23 protein-coding genes are annotated in these 21,806 nt (G+C 32.0%); 21 read left to right on the forward strand and 2 right to left on the reverse strand.

Annotated elements, in window-relative coordinates; all coding sequences use genetic code 11:
• The gene (locus EAG11_RS13430; protein WP_129539621.1) at positions 1 to 1,371 is read right to left on the reverse strand and encodes a hypothetical protein; all 1,371 of its coding nucleotides are present in this window, start codon (positions 1,369 to 1,371) and stop codon (positions 1 to 3) included.
• 367 nt (positions 1,372 to 1,738) lie between these two features.
• Here EAG11_RS13430 and EAG11_RS13435 point away from each other — a divergent pair, with 367 nt between their 5' ends.
• Positions 1,739 to 1,996 carry a hypothetical protein gene (locus EAG11_RS13435; protein ID WP_129539622.1) on the forward strand — a complete coding sequence of 86 codons (258 nt, stop codon included), beginning with the start codon at positions 1,739 to 1,741 and terminating at the stop codon, positions 1,994 to 1,996.
• Between the two features lie 418 nt (positions 1,997 to 2,414).
• Here the strand turns inward: EAG11_RS13435 and EAG11_RS13445 are convergent, their stop codons facing one another.
• Entirely contained in the window at positions 2,415 to 2,969 is a 555-nt protein-coding gene (locus EAG11_RS13445) for a GNAT family N-acetyltransferase (protein ID WP_129539624.1), read from the reverse strand.
• Positions 2,970 to 3,252: 283 nt separating this feature from the next.
• On the opposite strand from EAG11_RS13445, the gene EAG11_RS13450 reads away from it, so the two are divergent.
• The 20 genes from EAG11_RS13450 to EAG11_RS13555 all read left to right on the forward strand — a co-directional run bounded on the left by EAG11_RS13450 (position 3,253) and on the right by EAG11_RS13555 (position 21,796).
• Positions 3,253 to 4,170, forward strand: a complete 918-nt coding sequence (locus EAG11_RS13450) for a bestrophin family protein (RefSeq protein ID WP_129539625.1) — start codon at positions 3,253 to 3,255, stop codon at positions 4,168 to 4,170.
• A 364-nt stretch (positions 4,171 to 4,534) separates the two neighbouring features.
• On the forward strand, positions 4,535 to 8,209 hold the full coding sequence (locus EAG11_RS21955; protein ID WP_207209599.1) for a PKD domain-containing protein: 3,675 nt from the start codon (positions 4,535 to 4,537) through the stop codon (positions 8,207 to 8,209).
• A 162-nt stretch (positions 8,210 to 8,371) separates the two neighbouring features.
• On the forward strand, positions 8,372 to 10,531 hold the full coding sequence (locus EAG11_RS13475) for a DPP IV N-terminal domain-containing protein (RefSeq protein WP_129539626.1): 2,160 nt from the start codon (positions 8,372 to 8,374) through the stop codon (positions 10,529 to 10,531).
• A gap of 573 nt (positions 10,532 to 11,104) precedes the next feature.
• On the forward strand, positions 11,105 to 11,641 hold the full coding sequence (locus EAG11_RS13480; RefSeq protein ID WP_129539627.1) for a GNAT family N-acetyltransferase: 537 nt from the start codon (positions 11,105 to 11,107) through the stop codon (positions 11,639 to 11,641).
• Between the two features lie 35 nt (positions 11,642 to 11,676).
• Complete coding sequence (locus EAG11_RS13485) at positions 11,677 to 12,240, forward strand: hypothetical protein (RefSeq protein ID WP_129539628.1); 564 nt, start codon at positions 11,677 to 11,679, stop codon at positions 12,238 to 12,240.
• A gap of 17 nt (positions 12,241 to 12,257) precedes the next feature.
• A complete protein-coding gene (locus EAG11_RS13490) occupies positions 12,258 to 12,767 on the forward strand; it encodes a hypothetical protein (protein WP_129539629.1) in 510 nt (169 codons plus the stop codon).
• Between the two features lie 100 nt (positions 12,768 to 12,867).
• On the forward strand, positions 12,868 to 13,788 hold the full coding sequence (locus EAG11_RS13495; protein ID WP_129539630.1) for an AraC family transcriptional regulator: 921 nt from the start codon (positions 12,868 to 12,870) through the stop codon (positions 13,786 to 13,788).
• Between the two features lie 70 nt (positions 13,789 to 13,858).
• Entirely contained in the window at positions 13,859 to 14,059 is a 201-nt protein-coding gene (locus tag EAG11_RS13500) for a hypothetical protein (RefSeq protein ID WP_129539631.1), read from the forward strand.
• A gap of 41 nt (positions 14,060 to 14,100) precedes the next feature.
• Positions 14,101 to 14,673: a pentapeptide repeat-containing protein gene (locus tag EAG11_RS13505; protein WP_129539632.1), complete on the forward strand. Its 573-nt coding sequence runs from the start codon at positions 14,101 to 14,103 to the stop codon at positions 14,671 to 14,673.
• A gap of 71 nt (positions 14,674 to 14,744) precedes the next feature.
• Positions 14,745 to 15,275, forward strand: coding sequence for a hypothetical protein (locus tag EAG11_RS13510; RefSeq protein ID WP_129539633.1), 531 nt, complete (start codon positions 14,745 to 14,747; stop codon positions 15,273 to 15,275).
• 50 nt (positions 15,276 to 15,325) lie between these two features.
• Positions 15,326 to 15,778 carry an alpha/beta hydrolase gene (locus EAG11_RS21960; protein WP_207209600.1) on the forward strand — a complete coding sequence of 151 codons (453 nt, stop codon included), beginning with the start codon at positions 15,326 to 15,328 and terminating at the stop codon, positions 15,776 to 15,778.
• The gene (locus tag EAG11_RS21965) at positions 15,769 to 16,251 is read left to right on the forward strand and encodes an alpha/beta hydrolase (protein WP_207209601.1); all 483 of its coding nucleotides are present in this window, start codon (positions 15,769 to 15,771) and stop codon (positions 16,249 to 16,251) included. Before EAG11_RS21960 ends, EAG11_RS21965 begins: the two co-directional genes overlap by 10 nt.
• Positions 16,252 to 16,261: 10 nt before the next feature.
• Positions 16,262 to 16,789: a MepB family protein gene (locus EAG11_RS13520; protein WP_129539634.1), complete on the forward strand. Its 528-nt coding sequence runs from the start codon at positions 16,262 to 16,264 to the stop codon at positions 16,787 to 16,789.
• A gap of 78 nt (positions 16,790 to 16,867) precedes the next feature.
• A complete protein-coding gene (locus EAG11_RS13525) occupies positions 16,868 to 17,500 on the forward strand; it encodes a LysE family translocator (RefSeq protein ID WP_129539635.1) in 633 nt (210 codons plus the stop codon).
• A 64-nt stretch (positions 17,501 to 17,564) separates the two neighbouring features.
• On the forward strand, positions 17,565 to 18,269 hold the full coding sequence (locus EAG11_RS13530; protein ID WP_242499157.1) for a GNAT family N-acetyltransferase: 705 nt from the start codon (positions 17,565 to 17,567) through the stop codon (positions 18,267 to 18,269).
• A 12-nt stretch (positions 18,270 to 18,281) separates the two neighbouring features.
• Positions 18,282 to 18,767, forward strand: a complete 486-nt coding sequence (locus EAG11_RS13535; RefSeq protein ID WP_129539636.1) for a DinB family protein — start codon at positions 18,282 to 18,284, stop codon at positions 18,765 to 18,767.
• A gap of 18 nt (positions 18,768 to 18,785) precedes the next feature.
• Complete coding sequence (locus EAG11_RS13540; protein ID WP_129539637.1) at positions 18,786 to 19,667, forward strand: alpha/beta hydrolase; 882 nt, start codon at positions 18,786 to 18,788, stop codon at positions 19,665 to 19,667.
• Positions 19,668 to 19,710: 43 nt separating this feature from the next.
• Positions 19,711 to 20,073, forward strand: a complete 363-nt coding sequence (locus tag EAG11_RS13545; protein WP_129539638.1) for a hypothetical protein — start codon at positions 19,711 to 19,713, stop codon at positions 20,071 to 20,073.
• Between the two features lie 78 nt (positions 20,074 to 20,151).
• A complete protein-coding gene (locus EAG11_RS13550; protein WP_129539639.1) occupies positions 20,152 to 21,108 on the forward strand; it encodes a hypothetical protein in 957 nt (318 codons plus the stop codon).
• Positions 21,109 to 21,154: 46 nt separating this feature from the next.
• Complete coding sequence (locus tag EAG11_RS13555) at positions 21,155 to 21,796, forward strand: hypothetical protein (RefSeq protein ID WP_129539640.1); 642 nt, start codon at positions 21,155 to 21,157, stop codon at positions 21,794 to 21,796.
• The last annotated feature ends 10 nt before the right edge of the window (positions 21,797 to 21,806 follow it).

Here is a 21,806-nt window from a genome sequence, read left to right on the forward strand (position 1 = left end):
TTAACATGGAATAGGATCTACTTGGTTATTGGGACCTATAGTTTTTTTGTTTGAAGTACCATCGCTTTTTATTTCATATAATTCGATACCTTTTATTTTTATATTTTCTTCTAAAAATTTCAAAAAACCTACTTCTTCCTTGTATTCGTATATTGCTTCAAGGTATTCATCCGTTAAATCATCAGGATTAAAATTTGTTTGTATATCATTAATGTTTCCAGTGAATTTCAATTCATAGGTTAGGTCTTTTGAAACCATCACGCTGTAAATATCTTTTTGTGGTATTTTATTGGTTTTAGTGTTTTTTAAGAACACTAAAAACTGATGAACATCTGTAGGAGAAAACATTGGAATAGGTTTAATCATTTTAGGAGAGCCATCTGGGTAATACTTTCCTGATGGATAAGGGTCTACATGCGTATGCATGGAACCAAGATAGTCTCCAGGAGCAAGGCTTTGTTTATTAGGGTCTTTAGTATCTTCTAATTTTACATAGCTACCATCTTTTTTTTGTGCATATCCTACTTCATTTAATTTTGCAGTTCTCGATTTTAAATCATCGATTTTAGCTTTAAAATTAGCATTTGCATTTTGTTTTTTAATTTGGTCGCAAGGGTTTTCAGTATTCCCTATTGAACTTGAACCACCACCCCCTCCTCCTCGAGGCGGATTTGTATATTCGGGTGGATCAACCGCACCATATGAGGGGCCACGCGGGATAAAAGTCATAGGAGGAAACGATGGTGGTGCTGATGGAGATGTAATTATAACCTCTCTAAGAGGTATTGGGTAACCACCGCTACCACCAGTTGGTTCTTCTTCATCAGGACAATAATAACAAGGGTCGGCTACCATTTTGCTTTGTTCATTGTTACTGGCAGATGATAACACTGCAATTATTCCTTCTTGAACAACTTTGTTGTTTTCAAATTGAGCTGCTTTTATAAAACCATTTTTCAAATCCCAAGAACCAATGTATCCGTTAAAATTGCCACCGTCTATTGATTGACTACTGATTTTTGAATTTTTATCGGGAAATATCTCAAAGACTACAGCTTGATAATTGTTTGCACTTAATTTATAAATATACAATTTTTGTTTCCAAATTTCTGATACATTTTTTTTGCGCTCAACAATAGGAACAATAATAGTTTCAGTTCCGTCTTCTGAGGTTGTCATTTTGGCTTGATTCCAATTGTATTCTAAATTTTGGAATAAATCAAAATTTGGGCTTTCAGCTTCATACTTTTTAAACCAAGTTTGAGCATCTAAGGTTTGATTAGATACAGTCTCTTCAGTACTGCAAGAGTAGACAAAAAGAATAAATAAAGATAAAGAATAACTTATTATATTAAAGATAGCTTTTTTCATGTATATATTGTTTTGAATAAACAATAGTAATACTTTTCTACCAAATTACGTGTTAATTTTTATAATTTAACATAAAAAGACTACAAAAAAATCTTTTTGTTTAATGCTATATTGACTGAAGTATTGATTTTATTGAGATTTTAATTTTACCTAAAAACTAAACTTGTAACATTCCCATGTTGTTCAGCAAAAGCTTTTCCTTGCAATTCTTTTTTTGATCTTTTATCAGATAGTAAAAGCACAGGTAGCGCACCTACAAATCCAAAAGAATATACAACTCAAATTCTAAATTTTAAAGAGATCTATTTTATATAATTAATTATAATTACAATAACTTTGTAGCGTCATAAAGCAATACAGAAAAAACATGGATATAGTTAAATTTAAAATCACATCAAAAACGATAAAAGTAGAAGTACGCAATTCGAATAATTATGTTTTTAATTTCAACACCGCTTTAGAGATTGAGAAAGAAGACAAAGAGGTTTTATTAAGACTATACAATGCACTAGACCTTCTTTTTAAGAAAGAAAATGCTATCGAGATGAAAAATTATGTTTCGCCTAACCAAACAAATATTCTTGATCAGATTTCTGCTATTGACAATTTAGAACAGGAGAAATAGACCATAGATTACAATTCAGCAGAGAGAACGCTCTGCATCCTTACCTAAACGAACCCTTAAGCAGTTACTGTTTAAGGGTTTATTATTTAGGAGGCATAAATTTTATTATCTGATATTGTGAAGGATACCGCTTTGATATTTGTATGTAAAATTAAATAGCATACTTTTATTTTAAATAAACTTCTGCAATAAAATCATTTCAATGGAAAAGAATAACAAAAAAATATTATTTATAGCAATCATTGGATTGATTATAGGCACATTAATCAAATTATTAGGACATAAAACCTTAGGAGATCTATTTCTTAGCCTTTCAACACTACTTTGGCTCTACATTATTATTCCTCTAGTTTATAAATTCGTGAATAGAAATCAAAAGACATAAGTAAAGCGATACTTTATCATTCGCTTCACAAAATCATTCATTAATAGTCGGTTTACTTTTCTCCCAATTTATTTTTTTCAATTCAAACCAATCTGTCATGTCTCCCTCATAATCAAATGTTTCTTGGTAGTCAAAACCTAGCTTGGTCAAGACTTTTTTTGAATTTGAGTTATTAGGATCTGTAATTGCAAATACCGAATCGACTTTTAAGTTTGAAAATCCATAGTTTAAAATCGCAATTGCGGCTTCTGTTGCAAAACCTTTTCCCCAATGTTTTTTCTTAAACCTATAACCAAGCTCATAAAAATTGTTGTGCTTATTTAGGGATTCATTAAAATATTTCAATCCTGACCAGCCTAAACATTCGTTTGTTTGTTTGTCGACTACAGCCCAACGTGCAATCCCATTTTCTTGGTATTGCTTTTTAAGCATCTCTATCACTTTGGTAATTTCTGATATTTCTTTTACTGGATTGTTCTCAATGTATAAATGAACTTCGGGATCAGAATCCATCTCGAATAAATCATTTTCATCTGTATATTCTAATTCTCTTAAAATTAGTCGTTCCGTTTCTGCAATTACTTTCATGCTATTTTTAATTTTTATTAACCTTACCGTGAAATTGTCTTTTATGAATAACAAATTTAATAAATTATACCATTCATTTAAACAAAAACACTCCACTCTCTCCTCATTTACAACTATTTAAGATACAAGTATCAACTTTCGCCAAAAGGTATTACCTTTAAAACTCTAAATTATCACCCAAAACCTCAAGAAATAATAAACCTCAACTACACTTACCATTCAACTTAAGAAAGACTCAATTATATAATTATTACTTTTGTAATTAACAGATAGATTTCGCCCAATGATTATAAAGAAAAAAAGCAATTGGTTTAAAATGTTGTTCGAATGGCATGGTTCTGTTCTCCCTCAGCTTATGCCAAGACTACTATTATTGCTATTGTTTTCAATATTAGTAGTGTACTTTAAACCTTTTTTGTTAGAGCACAATCTTCATATTAACCCAAACATATTTACTCTATTTGGGATAGCACTTGCCATCTTCTTAGGATTTCGCAATAGTGTAAGTTATGATCGATTTTGGGAAGGCAGAAAACTTTGGGGAGCATTACTTAATGATACCAGATCTTTAGCTCGACAAAGTCATTCATTAATAAGCAGTTCAGACTATGATGAAAAACGCGAAGAATTCATCAATTTACTTATTGCTTTTGTTTATTCTCTAAAACACCAACTCAGACAGACCGATGCAAATGATGATATTACTCGTCTTGTTTCTAAGGATTTTGCAAATAACCTAAAGGAAGTTCATTTTAAACCTATTATTATTTTGAGAGAATTGGGTAATTGGGTGAAAAGAGCAAAAAATGAAGGTAAACTAGATAGCATTACCCAATTGGCTTTTGAAGAAAATCTGAATAAACTTTCTGATATTGTTGGAGGTTGCGAAAGAATTTCTAGTACTCCCATTCCATATACTTACAGTGTATTATTACATCGAACGGTTTATATCTACTGTTTTATGCTTCCTTTTGGTTTTGTAGAAACATTAGGCTGGGTTACTCCTTTTGCTATCGTTTTTATTGCCTATACTTATGTCGCTATAGAAGCAATTGCTGATGAATTAGAAGATCCTTTTGGAACTCAACCTAACGATCTTGCTCTAGACACCATGGCACAAATGATTGAGAACACACTATTAGAATTAAATGACAAAAAAATAACTCCACAAAATAACTCAAACGATTATTATATTACCTAGAAATTGAGTCTTTAATCACCAATTAAAAAATCATTCTGATGTTACTTAGCCTATGATGTAGCAAAACGCTACAAGGCTTCATGCTACCTTATATTTTCGATATCTTTTCACCACAAAAAACAAGAACAAACCTCATACACAACCAATATATCAAAACAAAAACATATTTTTTAACATTAAATAAGATAATATAGCACTACTTAATGTTAATATAATATAAATGAACCACAATTCACTACTGTACTTTTATCAAAAAAATATTTAGCCTAAGATTAAGACCACGACATAAAATCAATTTCGAATTTTCAAAAATAGATATTGACTTTGCTGAATCTAAGCTAATTACAAATTAATCCTATTTTTTATGAAAAAAAATTACTTAGTATTTGTGTTTTTATTGGGCTACGCATTAAATTCTTCTGCACAGACCATTATGGGATGTGGAACCAATCTATCCCAAAAAGAGCAGGATCTATTTAAACAATCTCTACCAAAAATTGAAACTGCAAAAAAAGCTAAATTGGGCAAAAAAATAGATGCTGCTCCTTATATTATACCTGTAGTATTTCACATCTTAAGCGATGGTGCTAACCTTGGGACTCCATATACCAAAGCTCAAATGCAAAGTCGAATCAATGATGTAATAGACATTTGCAACAAAGATTTTAATGGTTTGTATCCTGCATACAATACTGTAGATCCTCTCTTTCAAGCTGTAAAAAGCAAAATGAACATCCAATTTGTTTTGGCCACTGTTGATCCAGATGGTAACATATTAGAAACTCCCGGTATGAATTGGCACCCAAATGCACGTATTTCTGATGGATATGATCCAAAAATATACGATTATATGTATTACGGGAAAAATGGAAAATATTACCTAGATATAGTTGTTGTTGATGAACCCAACCCATCTGATGGTGTTTACGGTTCTGGTCATGCTTTCTTGCCAGTTCAGGATGTTGTGCCTCACGTTACTTTTAACCATAGGTATATAGGTACTACAGGCGGATCAGAGGCGGGTTTTCAATTTGCTAAAGAAATGTCACATGAATTTGGTCATTATTTTGGTTTACAACATACTTTCCAAAATGGCTGTGACCCTATTAATGATGGTATGGCAGATACTCCACCAACAACTCAGGGATTTGGTTGTGATTTAACGAAAGTAAATCCTTGCGGTGTTATTGCAAATTATGAGAATTTGATGGACTATAACGTAAATTGTCAATCTATGTTTACCAAAGACCAAACGAATGCAATGACCTATTGGTTAGATGATATGACAACTGCTAAATATCCAAGAGGTTTATTGTGGCAAGCCAGTAATCTTGAAGCTACAGGAGTTATAAGTGCCGTTCCTACAGCCAAATTTATTGTGAGCACAACGGCTATTTGTACTAATAAAAGTGTAACTTTTAATGATGTTTCTTTAGGGATACCAACTTCTAGAACCTGGACTTTTGCAGGCGGTACACCAGCTACATCTTCAGCAATAAACCCAACTGTTACTTATGCAACTCCTGGAACATATACAGTAACATTAACATCAACCAATGCATTAGGAAACGATACAAAAACTAGTATCAACTATATAAAAGTTGACCAAAGAACTACTGTAAATATGGTAGAAAATTTTTCAGGAGCTTTTCCTCCAGACGGATGGACTATTACCAATCCAGATGCAGATGCATATTTACAATGGGAAAAACGCAACGATGCCGGAAATGGAGACTCAGCATGCATGGTGATGAACAATGCTGATAATGCTACTGTTGGCGAACTAGATTACATACAACTTCCTTATTATAATTTTACAAATGGAGTAAATAGTCAACTCTATTTTGACGTTGCCTACACAAAATTTGATGCTTTAAGCCCGGATATTCTTGACGTTGAAGTCTCTACTGACTGTGGCACTAATTGGACAACTGTATATTCTAAAACACATACTGATCTAGAAACTACGACTACTCCTATAGCTATTCCTAATAATTGGATTCCCAAAAAAGCCGAAAATTGGAGAAAAGAAATTGTTGATCTCAATGCTTATGTAGGAAATTCAAATGTTACTATTCGTTTTAAAAACAAATCTGGTTATGGAACTCGTATTTGGATTGATAATGTAAATGTAGCCATTGTTCAAAATTCGACACCTATATCTGATTTTTCCGCAGCTGTTACCAGAACAAATTGCACTAGCTTAGTTGTTCCTTTTAAAGATGCTTCTACAGGAAATCCAACTACTTGGTCCTGGTCTTTTCCAGGCGGAACCCCTGCAACTTCGACAGCACAAAATCCAACTGTAACGTATAATACAAACGGAACCTATGCGGTTTCTTTAGCAACAACAAATCTATCAGGCACAGGAACTTCAGTAACCAAATCAAACTTTATTACAGTAGTTACTCCAACAAATACCTCTTATACAGAAACTTTTGAAGGAACATTTCCTCCAACTGGTTGGGAAATCACTAATTTGAGTGAAAATTTAACATGGGAAAAAAGTACTGCTGCTGGCAGAAACTCTTCTTCTTGTATGATTATAAATAATGCTGATAATGCTACAGGAGATGTAGATGAAATTACGCTACATCCTTTAAATTTAGCTATAGGCGCGACTGATTTTTCTTTTGATGTAGCTTATGCAAAATTTGATGCGGATAGTCCTGATGTTTTGAATGTTTTAATTTCTAAAGATTGTGGAGTTACTTGGACAAACTTATACTCTAAAACTCATACTGTATTAGAAACTGCTATAAGTACTGATGCCAATAACTGGATCCCTACATCAGATTCTGATTGGAGGGCTGAAAGAGTTTCATTGACCGCTTTTAAGGGAAACTCTAACGTCCTAATTAAATTTGTCAATACATCTGGTTACGGAGCGAGAATTTGGATTGATAATTTAAAATTTATTTTTGATAGCAAAGAGAAACCATATTCTGATTTTAATATTACAAGTTCTATGATTTGTACTGATTTGCCAGTTCAGTTCTCAGATGCTTCTTTTGGCGAGCCAACTTCATGGTTATGGTCTTTCCCAGGAGGAACACCTGCAACCTCTACAAGCAGAAACCCAACAGTAATATATAATACTCCAGGGATTTACGATGTTACTTTAGTAGCGACCAATACTTATGGACAAGGAACAAGCATGTTAAAAACTAGCGCAGTAACAATAAAAGGCAAGAACTCTTTACCTGTTAGTGAGAATTTCAATGATGCTTTCCCAAAACAAGATTGGCAAATTCTAAATCTAGACGGAGATCCTATTACATGGGAACAACGCACCGATGTAGGTAAAGGAGATTTATCTTGCTTGGTAATTAATAATGCCGATGCTCCAACTGGAATGGTCGATGAATTGATTTTAAAATCGATGGATTTTACAACTGCTGATAAACCCCATTTGCATTTTGACCTTGCATATACGCAATATTTAAGCGCTTATGATCCTGCACCTGCGCCTGATCAAATCGATATTTTGGTATCTTCTGATTGTGGTGTTAGCTGGACAAATGTATATTCTAAGAATCAATTGCAATTACAAACCGTATCCCCTCCTATTCAGGATGATCCTGCTACCAATCAAGCAAATGAAACTAATGACTGGAAACCAACACAGGATTCTGATTGGAGAAGTGAAACCGTAGATTTAAGTGCAGTAAAAAACCAATCGAGTGTTTTGGTTAAAGTAAGAAACACATCGGGTTATGGAACCAGAGTTTGGTTTGATAATTTCAAAATCAATAATAGTCCAACATTAAACATTAAAGAAAATAAAATTGACGGAATCGCTGTGTATCCTAATCCATCCAAAGATCTATTTACAATATCTCTTCCTTCAATAGATACAGAACAATATGAAGTGACTGTTTACAGCGTTACAGGACAATTAATTTTGAACGCAACCTCATCGAAGATAAACTCAAATGCACTAACAATTGATTTATCAGGAAAAGTAAATGGGGTTTACATTTTAAAAATTAAATCGTCAAGCGGAAAAATTTCAGTAAGCAAATTAATAAAAGAATAACAAGAATGTGAATCAAGAGACGAAACACCACAACTACATAGTAAGATTAGAATTTACATCAAAACTAAAATTTACAAATTCAACTCTTGATTCGCATTAATCATTAATTTTATAGCGCTATTAACCATAGCGCTATTATTAATCTAAAATTATTTAAGTATAATGAAAAAGCATTTTCTACTATTATTATTAATCTGTTCGAGTGTTTTTGCTCAGGAAAGCATTGATATTAATCGGTTAAACTGGTTACCAAACTCCCATTCTTTTTGGGTAAACGCTAAAGGGAACGTAGTTGTTTACGATGTCGATAAATTAAACCAAAACACCACTATTTTAACCCAAGAACAGTTAAACAGCTCTGGCTTTACAGGAAAAATAGAACAATTAGTTTGGAACCAAAACAAAACCAAAGTACTGGTTTACACCAATTCTAAGAAAGTTTGGAGAGCAAATACGAAAGGAGATTATTGGTATTTTGATCTCGCAACAGGAAAAGGAAAGCAGCTTGGTGCAGACTTAGAGAAGTCATCATTAATGTTTGCTAAATTTTCTAATGATAATGAAAATGTAGCTTACGTTTCGCAACACAACATTTATCTTGAAAATTTAGTTACTGGAAAAATAACTCCTTTAACAACCGATGGAACGGATAAAATTATCAATGGGACTTTTGATTGGGTTTACGAAGAAGAATTAGCTGCTCGAGATGGTTTTAGATGGAGTCCTGATGGAAAAAGCATTTCGTTTTGGCGCGTAGATGCATCAAATACAAAATTCCATTTAATGATAAACAACACCGATTCGCTTTATCCATTTACTATTCCTGTTGAATATCCTAAAGCTGGTGAAAAACCATCATCGGTAAAAATTGGCGTAATCGATATACCTTCATTAAAAACAAATTGGTTAAATATTCCTGGTGAGCCTGATAATAATTATTTGGTTAGAATGGAATGGATCAACAATCAAAATGTAATGGTTGTACAATTAAACAGACTTCAAAATCAAGCTTCCATTTATAAATGCGATTCGAAATCTGGGGTAGCCAATTTAATCTACCAAGAAAAATCAGATTCATGGATTGATGTTTTTGATATCTCTTCGGGAGAATACGATGTTTTCCCATGCCAGTTTGTAGATAATGGAAAAGCTTTTCTATGGAGTTCGGACGCCGATGGTTGGATGCATGTTTATAAAATCAGTGCCGATGGCAAAAAGAAAGAATTAATTACTACTGAAAAATTCGACGCTTATTATAAGGCATACAATCAGGAGACAAATTCTATCTATTATATTGCAAGTCCTACAGATGCCACACAACGTTACTTGTACGAAACCAATTTGAATACCAAGAAAACAAAACGCATTACTCCAAAAGAATTTGAAGGAACAAATGAATATCGTTTTTCTACAGATGGTAAATATGCCAAACATACCAATTCAAGTATTAATCGTGATTACAATACACGTTTGGTAGCTTTACCAAGTCACAAAAAAATATTACCATTAACACCTGATTCATTTTCAGTTCCGCAACGTGATTATTCGTTAGAGAAATTTAAGGTTACCACTGTTGATGGTGTAGAAATAGACGGGATAATGGCTAAACCATTAAATTTTGATCCTACTAAAAAATACCCAGTATTCTTTTATGTTTATGGCGAACCAATGGCCTCTGTGGCAAATGACGAACCGTATTTTTATCCGTATATCGCTTATTTAATTCCTGAAGGATATATAGGAATAGCAATGGATAACCGAGGAACTCCTGTAATGAAAGGTACTAAATGGAGAAAATCTATTTATAAAAATATCGGAATCATCAATACTCGCGACCAAGCCATGGCTGCGAAAGAAGTATTAAAATGGAAATTTATCGATAATGATAGAGTTGCCATTCACGGATGGAGTGGCGGTGGCGCAGTAACATTGAATTTAATGTTTCAATATCCTGAGATTTACAAAACGGGAATTGCAGTTGCTGCTGTAACCGATCAGCATTTTTATGACAACATCTATACGGAAAGATACATGGGATTGCCGAGCGAAAACGAAGCAACTTATATTAAAGCGTCACCTGTAACTCATGCTAAAAATCTTCAAGGAAACTTATTATACATTCATGGAACAGGCGATGATAACGTACATTATAAAAACGCCGAAGTTTTAATTAATGAATTGGTCAAGTACGATAAGATGTTCGACCTGATGATTTATCCAAATCGCTCACATAGTATTCACGAAGGAGAAGGAACTGGAAAACATCTTGCAGATACCTTCATGAAATACATAAGAGAAAATTCTCCTCCAGGAGCAAAATAATTTAAAGACATTTTATTGTGTCATCTTTCTCAGTCTTGTCATTCTTAGGAATGGTGGGACTGAGTTTTTTTTGTTTAAGGCACTAAGGTTCTAAGCTACTAAGGTTCTGAGACAAAACTTATCCGCAATTAAATCACGAGATTATCTTTCTTAGTGGAGTCGAAGAACCACCTGAGTAACCCTACAATTTTGTCATTTCGAGGAACGAGAAATCTCATCGAGAAACTCCATAATCTTTATCGAGCCACTTGATGAGCCCCTTCCTGTGTCAGGGTGACAAGATTGTGGTTTATAATAGGAAAATAACCGCAGAGGTAGCAAAGGATTATACAAAGTTCGCAAAGCTTTGAAATCATTTCAATCCTTTTAATCTGTGGCAAAAAATCAACAGCAAAGTTTTCCCCGATGTCATTAGGAAAGACACATTTGAAGAAATTATTAATAAATATTTATATATTAGCTTAAAGAAATAGATTCTAAAACATAAGACTCTTATCATGAACAAAAGGAAAATCGATCTTTGAATCTTCAGGCGACAAAATTTCTAAATCAACCGACATAAGCTAATTCCAAATGACCATAAACATAGATCAAAACCTAAAACTGGAGTTAATCCACGAAAATCACGCACAACCAATCTTTGATCTTGTTGATGCAAACAGGGCACATTTAAGAGAATGGTTGCCTTTTGTAGATAGCATGCAAACAGTTGAATTTGCAAATAATTTTGTAAAAGGAACTATGCAACGAAATCAAAATGGAAATGAATTTGCTTTTGTAATTATTACCAATGAAAAAGTAGTTGGAAGAGTTGGTGTTTATAAAATTGATGGTCAGAATAAAATTGGAGAAATTGGCTATTGGCTTGCCGAAAATCTACAAGGAAAAGGAATCATAACCAAATCTTGCAAAGCAATTATCGGCTTTTGTTTCTCGGATTTACAGCTTAACCGGATTGAAATAAAATGCGGAACTGGAAACTTAAAAAGTAAAACAATCCCAGAAAAACTTAACTTTACCCACGAAGGAATTCTTCGTCAGGGAGAATTACTTTATGACCAATTTATTGACTTGAATTTATATTCTCTTCTTAAAAATGATATCAAGTAAAATACTTAAGTACTTCTAAAAAATAAAAGCACAAAATGAAAAACATAATATTCACAAAACTCCTATTCCTTTTTGGTCTTATCTCATTAGTTTCTTGTAACAACGGACCAGAAACAATCGATGAATTTGCTGAAGAAATTACAAACAATATTAAAAATAAAGATTCCGAAGGATTGTATGCTTTATTTTTATCTCCAAAGGAAAATGCATCCTATGGTTTTGCAAGTGCTACAATTACACCCGAAGAATCTTCGAAACTAAAATCGAGCGAAGATTTAATGAAGCTGATTATACGAAAGGGAACTCAAAAAAAGCCGGATGATATTAAACGTATCGATAAATTCATTTCGGAAGCACATACTGTATTTGATTGGAATCAAATCAAATCTATAAAAACAGAATCTGCTTTAGTAGAAACTAAAAAAGTAAACACCATAAGAAACAAAGTCATGATCGATGCTACTACTTATGATTTAAAAATCGTAATCGAGTTAAATGACAATAAAGTATATCGTTTAAAAGTTAACAAAGCAATGAAAGTAAATAATCGTTGGGTAATCTTCCCTACGAATGGCTTCGGGATTGAAATTGAGAAATAAGAATACATAAAACTAGAATGTTGAAAAATTTCATCGCTATACTTATTGCAAACTTATTGGGCTTATTCATTTTTGTTGTTGCTGGCCTAACAACTTTCAACAATTTAAAACATATACTTAAAAACGAAACCATTAGTGGAAAAGTCACTGTTGTCAATTCATTAAACACATATTCAAAAAATGGTGGTGGCACTCTCAATGCTTTTAGATTTAAATTGAATACTACAAAAAATGTATCTTTTTTAACCTCTTACGAAAGGATTAATTACAACATTAGTATTGGTGATTCTGTTACATTAAAAAAATTGTACGTAGGAAATACAAATTCAAAAGTATTATCAATAAACAGGCAAACTATTAATAATTTCTATGGCGTATTCGACCTCGTAATGTTAGTAGCTTTTGTAGCGATTATTCTAATTTACTCTATCTATTATAAAATATACAATCGTAAAAAATATATAAATAAGAATAATCAATATACGGAAATCCATAAAAGGAGAAAGCGCCCAATTCTAAAACCGTAAATGATATTACATTTTCGGATGATTGAAATGGAAATAGAATTTTCTTTTTTAATTCCTATTTTCACTGAGTAAAATTTACTACGAATACCAAACAAAATAAATGAAAGCGAAAAAAGAGGAAGATATAAAAACCTATGATTCGAAAGGTTTCCGGGATAAATTTTTCGAATCAGAAAATACAATATCCCATTTTTTCAAATCTAATTCAGAACATTTTTTTTGCTTAAAAATTGAGGATATCAATCAATTAAAAGATACAATTCCACCCTCAAAACACATTTGTCATACGCTAGTTTTTATTACATCTGGAGTTCATAAAATGAAAGTAGGATTTGAAGAATATACTACTAAATCAAATGAAATTATAATAATTCCAGCTGGTCAAATTTTCTCGATAAAATCTATAGATAAAGAAACTACAGGCATCATTTGTCAGTTTCATCAGGAAATTCTAATTGGAAAATATGGTAATCGGGAAATGCTAAATGACTTTGAATTTTTAAAAATTTGGGGAAATCCGCACGTAAGCTTCCAAAACCGAGAAGCTGAATTCATTTTGAATTTACTAAGTCGGCTACATATCGAATATTCTGAAACAGGTTGCATTAATCTAGATATCATACAGCCATACATAATCACTTTACTGAGTGAGATCAATAAAAACTCTATAAAAACCAATAAAAATATCACAGCTGCAACTACACTTACAACTAAGTTTAAGGAGCTTATTTATACGCATATAAAAACCCAACATCAGGTGAGTTATTATGCCTCAATTCTGAATATCACTCCAAATCATTTAAACAAATCTATAAAATCGGTTACCGGAAAATCGCCTACAAAATGGATAGACGAAACAATCCTACTAGAAGCCAAATACTTATTATACCAGACCAATCTTACGATTAATGAAATTGCCATACAAGTAGGTCATTATGATCAATCGTACTTTAGCCGTATCTTCAAAAAACATGAAGGCGTCACTCCTATTGAGTACCGAAAAATGATTGATAAATCCTAACTCTTGCTTATTGAATCCTAATAGGATTGTCTCTTTATTATTGACATTTGCAAACTAAAAAAAGCAAATAATGATCTACGTTTTCAAAACTTCGGTAAACACAGCATCGAAATTAGAATCGGCAACAACAATCCTTAACGAATTATTACCAGACGCAAAGTGGAACTTCGACCTTGACGATTGGGACAATGTTTTAAGAATTGATAGTGAGACCAATATAGTCGAAATGATACTAAACAATGATGTTTTCGATTGTATCGAATTAGAATAACTATCGCATTTGCAACAATTAACTTTTATCATCTATTTACTATGGACACATTACTTCATCAAGGCAAGACATTTGAGAACATCGATTACTCAGAAAAGAGATTAGTCGATTTCGAATTTTTTAATTGCGACTTTATAAACTGTAACTTTTCTAAAAGCGATTTAAGCAATAATGATTTTATAGATTGCAACTTTAAGAACTGTAACTTCTCTTTGGCAACGTTACGAAACACAGGATTGAAAAACATTAAATTCACAGATTGCAAATTAATGGGATTAGATTTTAGTTATAGTAATGCTTTTCTTTTCTCTATGAACTTTCAGGGTTGCATACTTGATTACTCTACTTTTTTACAAAGAAAATTAAAGAAAACAAACTTCTTCGATTGTTCTCTAAAGGATGTAGATTTCTCTGAAGCCGATTTAACTCAGGCTGTATTTAAAAACTGCGACCTTTCGAACGCAACATTTGTACGAAGCATTCTAGAGAAAGCTGATTTTCGTACGGCAAAAAACTATTCTTTCGATCCCGAAGAAAACAAAGTCAAAAACGCAAAATTCTCACGACTAGAACTTGCCGGATTATTAGAAAAATTTAATCTTGATATTCAGTAAATCTAAGAGAAAGATGGAATTATAGTAGATTTTTTATTTGTATTTTCGTTTAGAATAAAAGAATTTCTAAAATGATATTTATAATTAATTCCCTAAACACAAATCTCATAACCCGAGAAGAACTTTCGGTTAAAGGATGGGCCGAAAAACTGGATAAATTTGTTAGATATACCGCTTTTATTGATGATAATGAACTCATAAAACAACTTACTTATGAGTACAAGCTTAATCAAACCCAAATTGAAGAAATTGAGAAATGCATTGAAAACAAAAAAATAAAATCTCATAGATATACCTATACCAAATACGAACATTTTAAAATTGAGCCTGCTTATTTGGAAATCAAAAAACTAAAAGGAAAACTAATTTATTGGAAAGACTGGGATTATATTTTTGAGAAAAGAGACAACGATTACTTTCTTTGGTGTTTTCTGGGAGGTTTTGCCGACGTGCAACGTGAAATAAAATTAAGCGAGGAACACCTAAAAAAATATAAAGAAATAGGACTTGCTCAAATAGATTATCTAATTGATAATCTGCAAAAACTTCACAACTCCGAAGAATATGAACTTGCCAAAACAGAGAATCGAGTAGTAATGTAAACCGTTATTTCTTATATTTTCCTTATATTTCAAGTTCTATTTTACAATTCATGAAACAATTACTTCTAACCCTTTATTTACTTATCGGAATGTCCCATTCTCAATACGCTCAAAAAGTTATTCCTTTATATAATGGAAAAGTACCAAACTCCAAAGAAATTGCAGACCTAACAGACTCAATTATGGTTTATGATACTGGTGCAAAAAAAATCACTGTAATTACCAGAGTTGCTACTCCTGATCTTACTGTTTTTCTTCCCGATAAAAATAAAGCCAATGGAATTGCTATAATCATTTGCCCTGGGGGTGGTTATTCGGGTGTGGCAATTGATCATGAAGGTTACGCTATTGCCAAAAAACTAAACGAAAGTGGCATTGCTGCATTTGTATTAAAATACCGTTTACCAATTACAAAATTTGTCGAAAACAAAGAGATAGTTCCTTTACAAGATGCACAACGTGCTATTGAGTTGGTAAGAGAAAATGCCAAAGAATGGGAGTAAATCCAAATAAAATTGGAATCCAAGGAAGTTCAGCTGGAGGACATTTGGCTGCTACTACTGGTACTCATTATACAAAATCATATATTGATAATCCGTTAAAAACAAACTTACGTCCCGACTTTATGATTCTTACTTATCCTGTTATTAGCATGACAGATGAGCTAACGCATATGGGTTCAAGAAATAATTTGCTTGGAAAAAATGCTTCTGCTGAAGAAATTAAAGAATTTTCGAATGAATTGCATGTAACGTCAGAAACTCCTCCTACATTTATTACCCATGCTATAGATGATAATGATGTTATTGTACAAAACTCTCTTGTATTTATTGCTGCTTTGCAAAAAAACAAAGTTCCTGTTGAATCTTTCTTTTATGCCAATGGTGGTCATGGTTTCGGGATGGACAATCCTACCAGCGATGTACAATGGATAGCTCATTGCATTGATTGGATTTTGAAGATTAATAAAAAATAAATATATAATAATGCTAACGTCAACTTGGTCTAATACAAATACTATTCATAAAGACTTGCTTGAAGCAAAAGAGCTACTATACGATACGTGCAACTTAGAATGTGCACAACCAATAGCCGAAGCCGAAAGTGCCGATTATGGGGCTTTTACGTTTAACATTAACAAACAAGCTGTTATATATCGTGTAGCTAAAATTACTCCAACTAAAGTGGGACAATTTGTTACGTTGTGGAAAAGAAGCGATAAAGGTCCAATTGCTCCTTTTGAAATTACTGATCCTATTGATTTGTTTATTATAAGTACTAGAAATGGTTCTCATTTCGGACAATTTATTTTTCCTAAATCAGTGTTGCATCAAAAAGGAATTTTATCTGATGATAAGAAAGAAGGCAAACGTGCCATTCGTGTATATCCTCCTTGGGATAGTACAACAAGTAAACAAGCTCAGAAAACACAACAATGGCAATTAGCCTATTTTGTGCCTATCTCAAATGAAAAACCAATTGATTTTGAGTTAATAAAAAAATTGATTCCCTGATAAATAAATTATATTTTAGCTAATGCTAACAGCTTAAGCATCCAATAGAGCCAATTATTAATACTAAAAAAGATAGCCATGACAGGAATAGACAGTTTGGGAACATTTATAATCGCCGCAATAATTGTTATTATTACTCCAGGAATTGATACTATCATGGTATTAACAAGAAGTATTTCGCTTGGTAAGAAAGCAGGATTATACTCGGCGATTGGAGTTAGCTTAGGACTTGTCATCCATACTATTGCTGCTACATTTGGACTTTCACTTATTTTAGCAAAATCTGCTTTTGCATTTAGTCTTGTTAAATATTTAGGCGCAGCCTATTTATTTTATTTGGGTTACAAATCACTTACAGCAAAAACGAACCAAGCAGAAATAAAATCTATTGAAGTCAAAAATACAGCAAATAAAAAAATATTTTTAACGGCTCTTTTAAGCGATGTCCTAAATCCTAAAATTGCAATTTTCTTCTTAGCTTTTTTACCTCAGTTTATAAAAACCTCTGAGATAAACAATCCTGTTCCTTACTTGATATTAGGATTCATTATCTTTATTATTGCCTTAGTATGGTGCTCATTTTTGGCATTAATGGGAAGTAATGTTGCAACTCTTTTTAATAAAAATAAAAATGCCGAAAGCAGATTGAACAAAATGACTGGAATTGTTTTCATCTTACTTGGAATAAAGATTGCTTTTACAAAAAGATAGAACATCTTTTAAGCATCCTTAAATTACATTTCTGATATAAACTCACAATATTAAATGCGAGAAGATGATTCTGGCACTATCAAACATTATGAATGCCGATTATACAAAACTAGACAATCCGGCTTGGTATTCTTTATCCGAAACACACCAAGAATTTTCAATAAACTACAATACTATCAAATTTTACAATCCTGATTATTGCCCTTTCGGTGGATTTATAGCATCTGAAAACATTTCTGAATCTATTGGTGAATATTCTGAATTAACAGATGGCTTTTTTGTTGTTGGCGAAAAACCTCAACTTCCAAATCAACTAAAATTAAACAGAGAATTAATCTGTTTGCAAATGATTCTCAATAATCGAATAAATGTTGAGATAAAAGAAGAGATCATTGCTCTTACAACCAGCAACCATATTGAAGCTTTATTTGAATTGGTTAATTTGGTTCAACCTGGTTATTTTAAAAGACAAACTGCTTTGCTAGGCAAGTATTTCGGAATCTTTAAAAACAATAAACTTATTGCAGTTACTGGCGAACGTATGAAAATGAATGATTTTACCGAAGTAAGTGCAATCGTTACACATCCTGACCATACGGGACAAGGATACGCCAAACAATTAATCGCTCATGCTGTAAATATTATTTTTGATCAAAACAAAATTCCTTATTTGCATGTAGTAGAAAACAATATTGGCGCAATAAAACTATACGAAAAACTAGGATTTACAACCAGACGAAAAATGAGTCTTTGGCACATTTCTAAATAAAAGGTTAACGATATGACAAAAACATTTAGACACGGAGCAACTGGGGCATTACTTGATGTATATGAAGGAGCAATTAGAGATTTACAACAGACTATCTCGGATATTTCAGATGCAGAACTTATAATCATTGTAGACAGCCAAACTACGGACGATAGCTGTAAATCAATCCAGACAATTTTATCCCATGTTGTTTGTTCTGCTTATGCTTACGGTATTTATATCCGACAATTTAAGGGTGAAACTATAGATTTTCAAAATGAAATATTTCATACTTCTATACAAGATTATAACAATCACTTGGATGATTCCTTTATTTTTATGATTGATTCCTTTAAAGATATAAAAGATAATCAGCTTGAGGAATCGGACAACAATAAAAAGCTAACCACTTCTTGGGGGCAAGTTTATGATATCGAACAAATAGTAGAGCATGCCATTGTACACGTTTTAAGGCATCGCCGTCAAATAGAAAAATATAAAATCATCGTACGTCAATAATACATCACCAAAAAAATCATGAAAAAAATATTCTACATCTTTATCTTCCTTTTATATAGCAACCTTAATTTTGCTCAAACAAAAAGCAAGCAAACTCCAAATGAAAACCAACCGATAGTTCTTGGTATCACTGATAAATTAAAATCGACAGAACTGGGAGAAACGAGAACTATAAACATATACTTACCCCAGGGATACAATAAAAAAGATACTTTAAAATATCCCGTTATATATATCCTTGATGGTGGCGTCGAAGAGGACTTTATTCATATTACAGGAATTGTCCGATTTAATACTGAAGAATGGATTGCGAGATTCCCTAAATCTATTGTGGTTGGAATAGAAAATACTAATCGAAGACGCGACTTTACATTTAGCGTTCCTAATTTAGACTTTGTAGAAAAAATGGGGTTCAAGAAACAAAACTTCCCTCAATATGGTGGATCTGAAAAATACATTGCTTTTCTTGAAAAGGAACTGCAACCTTATATCGATAAAAAATTCAATACGAGTAATCATAAAACTGTCATCGGTGAATCGTTGGCTGGACTTTTGGCAACTGAAATTTTATTAAAGCATCGCAATTTATTTGACAACTATATAATCATAGCTCCAAGTTTATGGTGGGGAGATCAATCATTATTAACAGAAGCTCCCAAATTGCTTAAAGCAAAAGAAAATAAACCTGCACTAGTATATATTGCTGCTTGCGATAAAGACGAAGATAAAACTATGTATGACGTTGCTATGTCCCTAAGCGAAACGCTAAAACAAAATGATGAAAAGAATACTAAAGTGTATTATGACTATATACAAAATGAAATACATTCAACCGTAATGCATCAAGCAGTTTACAATGGTTTTAAAGCCTTTTATCCAAAAAGCATATATCAGAAATAAAACCAAAAGATATTTATTGCACAGAATACACTAACACCCTTGTATGAACATTAATAAAAAAAGGACTCTAAGCAAGAAAAATATATTTCTTATTATTCTGTTTGCGTTCCTTACTGTTTTATTCTTCACACCACTTTTAAGAAATATATTTTCTTTAGTTATCGAGAAAGAATACTTTATCCCGAAGCAATCTTCTATTTTCACTTTTAATGAAACGGTGCATAATGATGGTTCAAGTGATGTATGGAGATATGGAGAAGATTATACTAATTATTACTTTAACTTAAGTGATACTAATAATAGTGTGCTTGTTTTCCCTAAAAAAGATATTGATAATTGTACAGCGTTTAATCCTGAAGACATAACTACTTGGTGTGGATTGAAAGTACCCAAAATGGAACTTTAAAATTAGCTTCTAAATATACCAAACATTCCCGCGAAATAAAACTAATTAACCCAACCCTTATAGTAACACTAAAACTAAATGAAACATATTGCACTTTACTTTTTATTATTTCTAAGCTCAAATGTATTTTCTCAATCAAACGACGATTTATTAAGGTTTAGCTACGAAATGTATAAAGATTATAAAAATCCTACTCTCGAAAAAGTAAAATCGATTGTATATAATCCTGATATAACTTTCATTAAATCAAAATACAGTAAAGAGTCCTTGGTTACTTATATCGATTTTTTTATTACAAACGCAAAAATCTCATTAGTACAAAAAGATAAAAACCAACTCGATGTTTTATTAAATTCTGATTTCCCAACCTATTATCAGGAAGAATTGTTTGGCATCGTTAATTTAAAAAGAAAAAACAGTGCAATAACAGACTCCAAGGGCAAAGAAATCAAAATGGCAAATTCCAATTCCAATAGTATGGGAGGAAAAATAAAAGAAAATTCTAATTCTGAACTTGAATACAGAAGTATCGAAAACCAGACCGTTGCTTTTGCTAATAATGCAAATATAAAAGGTGACATTACCTATGAACTATCATTTATAACTGATTACTCTACTCAGAAATTAACAAAGCAAGATATTGGAAAAACTATCGTTTTAAACCATCTAAAATATGAAGTCTCAGAAATAGCTGGTAATAAGATTATTCTAAAAAAACTCTATGATTTTAAATATGATGGAAACATTAAAATACTATTATTTGACAAAAATAAAAAACTAATAGTATCCGATAATAGCAACAGAGCTCAAAATTCACTTCTCTTCACAGGAGGAATAGATAGTACTTATTATAATTTTATCTCAAAAAACCCAAATGCTACTTTTGATGAATTTAAGAAATATATAAAGCCTGAAAATGTGATGCCTAAAAATCCAGAATATATCATGCTTGCAGTAGTTTCAAACTTAGATAATGAATTTATTATTTATGAACCTGAATATAATGCCTCTAAAGAATTTAAAGTAAAATTATAATACCTCATTATAAGATAAATTACCTCAATCAATAAATTTAAAAATCATGACCGAAGATCAAGAATACATATACGATTCATTAGTAAACCAAATAAAAATGGGATTTTTTCCTATTGATGAGATTAAAGATATGATTTGGGAACAAGTGGAAGATGAAGGAATGGAAGATGATATCTCAGAAAAATGGGTAAACAAAACTATTGATGCAGAATTTAAAAAACACCAAGAAGCAAGTAAAATTTGGAAATCACCAACAGATACCGAAAGACTTGTAAAAGCTTTCAATGAGTTGAGCAAATCAAATATTATTGCACTACATAATGCAGGCTACACCACTAGCGAAGGCGAATATGAAGTTGTTGAGGTAGAAATAGAATTAAGAAAACAACAAGTACAATCCGATGGATATTGTTTTTACCACCAACAAGATTTAGAAAGAGCTATTGATCCTGATAGCAGAAACTTAATGATAGCGTTCCAAAAAATTGACAATTCGGATGATGCCGTTACAATAGAAGTAGGTAAAAAAGTTGCCGAAAAACTAAAAGATAATGGTTTTGAAGTCATTTGGGATGGAACTGCTCTTACAAAAATAGAGATTCCGAATTTTGATTGGCAAAAAATTTATAGTGACTCGGATGAAGATTTACTAAATCATAATAGAGTATTGCCTTTTATGGTATTGTAATTCTGTTAGC

This window comes from Flavobacterium sp. 140616W15 (assembly GCF_003668995.1).
Lineage (GTDB): Bacteria > Bacteroidota > Bacteroidia > Flavobacteriales > Flavobacteriaceae > Flavobacterium.

What these genes read in the sequence shown, in the direction of transcription:
- EAG11_RS13430 (WP_129539621.1), bottom strand. Translation starts at nt 1,371, where the DNA reads ATGAAAAAAGCTATCTTTAATATAATAAGTTATTCTTTATCTTTATTT.
- EAG11_RS13435 (WP_129539622.1), top strand. Translation starts at nt 1,739, where the DNA reads ATGGATATAGTTAAATTTAAAATCACATCAAAAACGATAAAAGTAGAA.
- EAG11_RS13445 (WP_129539624.1), bottom strand. Translation starts at nt 2,969, where the DNA reads ATGAAAGTAATTGCAGAAACGGAACGACTAATTTTAAGAGAATTAGAA.
- EAG11_RS13450 (WP_129539625.1), top strand. Translation starts at nt 3,253, where the DNA reads ATGATTATAAAGAAAAAAAGCAATTGGTTTAAAATGTTGTTCGAATGG.
- EAG11_RS21955 (WP_207209599.1), top strand. Translation starts at nt 4,535, where the DNA reads ATGAAAAAAAATTACTTAGTATTTGTGTTTTTATTGGGCTACGCATTA.
- EAG11_RS13475 (WP_129539626.1), top strand. Translation starts at nt 8,372, where the DNA reads ATGAAAAAGCATTTTCTACTATTATTATTAATCTGTTCGAGTGTTTTT.
- EAG11_RS13480 (WP_129539627.1), top strand. Translation starts at nt 11,105, where the DNA reads ATGACCATAAACATAGATCAAAACCTAAAACTGGAGTTAATCCACGAA.
- EAG11_RS13485 (WP_129539628.1), top strand. Translation starts at nt 11,677, where the DNA reads ATGAAAAACATAATATTCACAAAACTCCTATTCCTTTTTGGTCTTATC.
- EAG11_RS13490 (WP_129539629.1), top strand. Translation starts at nt 12,258, where the DNA reads ATGTTGAAAAATTTCATCGCTATACTTATTGCAAACTTATTGGGCTTA.
- EAG11_RS13495 (WP_129539630.1), top strand. Translation starts at nt 12,868, where the DNA reads ATGAAAGCGAAAAAAGAGGAAGATATAAAAACCTATGATTCGAAAGGT.
- EAG11_RS13500 (WP_129539631.1), top strand. Translation starts at nt 13,859, where the DNA reads ATGATCTACGTTTTCAAAACTTCGGTAAACACAGCATCGAAATTAGAA.
- EAG11_RS13505 (WP_129539632.1), top strand. Translation starts at nt 14,101, where the DNA reads ATGGACACATTACTTCATCAAGGCAAGACATTTGAGAACATCGATTAC.
- EAG11_RS13510 (WP_129539633.1), top strand. Translation starts at nt 14,745, where the DNA reads ATGATATTTATAATTAATTCCCTAAACACAAATCTCATAACCCGAGAA.
- EAG11_RS21960 (WP_207209600.1), top strand. Translation starts at nt 15,326, where the DNA reads ATGAAACAATTACTTCTAACCCTTTATTTACTTATCGGAATGTCCCAT.
- EAG11_RS21965 (WP_207209601.1), top strand. Translation starts at nt 15,769, where the DNA reads ATGGGAGTAAATCCAAATAAAATTGGAATCCAAGGAAGTTCAGCTGGA.
- EAG11_RS13520 (WP_129539634.1), top strand. Translation starts at nt 16,262, where the DNA reads ATGCTAACGTCAACTTGGTCTAATACAAATACTATTCATAAAGACTTG.
- EAG11_RS13525 (WP_129539635.1), top strand. Translation starts at nt 16,868, where the DNA reads ATGACAGGAATAGACAGTTTGGGAACATTTATAATCGCCGCAATAATT.
- EAG11_RS13530 (WP_242499157.1), top strand. Translation starts at nt 17,565, where the DNA reads ATGATTCTGGCACTATCAAACATTATGAATGCCGATTATACAAAACTA.
- EAG11_RS13535 (WP_129539636.1), top strand. Translation starts at nt 18,282, where the DNA reads ATGACAAAAACATTTAGACACGGAGCAACTGGGGCATTACTTGATGTA.
- EAG11_RS13540 (WP_129539637.1), top strand. Translation starts at nt 18,786, where the DNA reads ATGAAAAAAATATTCTACATCTTTATCTTCCTTTTATATAGCAACCTT.
- EAG11_RS13545 (WP_129539638.1), top strand. Translation starts at nt 19,711, where the DNA reads ATGAACATTAATAAAAAAAGGACTCTAAGCAAGAAAAATATATTTCTT.
- EAG11_RS13550 (WP_129539639.1), top strand. Translation starts at nt 20,152, where the DNA reads ATGAAACATATTGCACTTTACTTTTTATTATTTCTAAGCTCAAATGTA.
- EAG11_RS13555 (WP_129539640.1), top strand. Translation starts at nt 21,155, where the DNA reads ATGACCGAAGATCAAGAATACATATACGATTCATTAGTAAACCAAATA.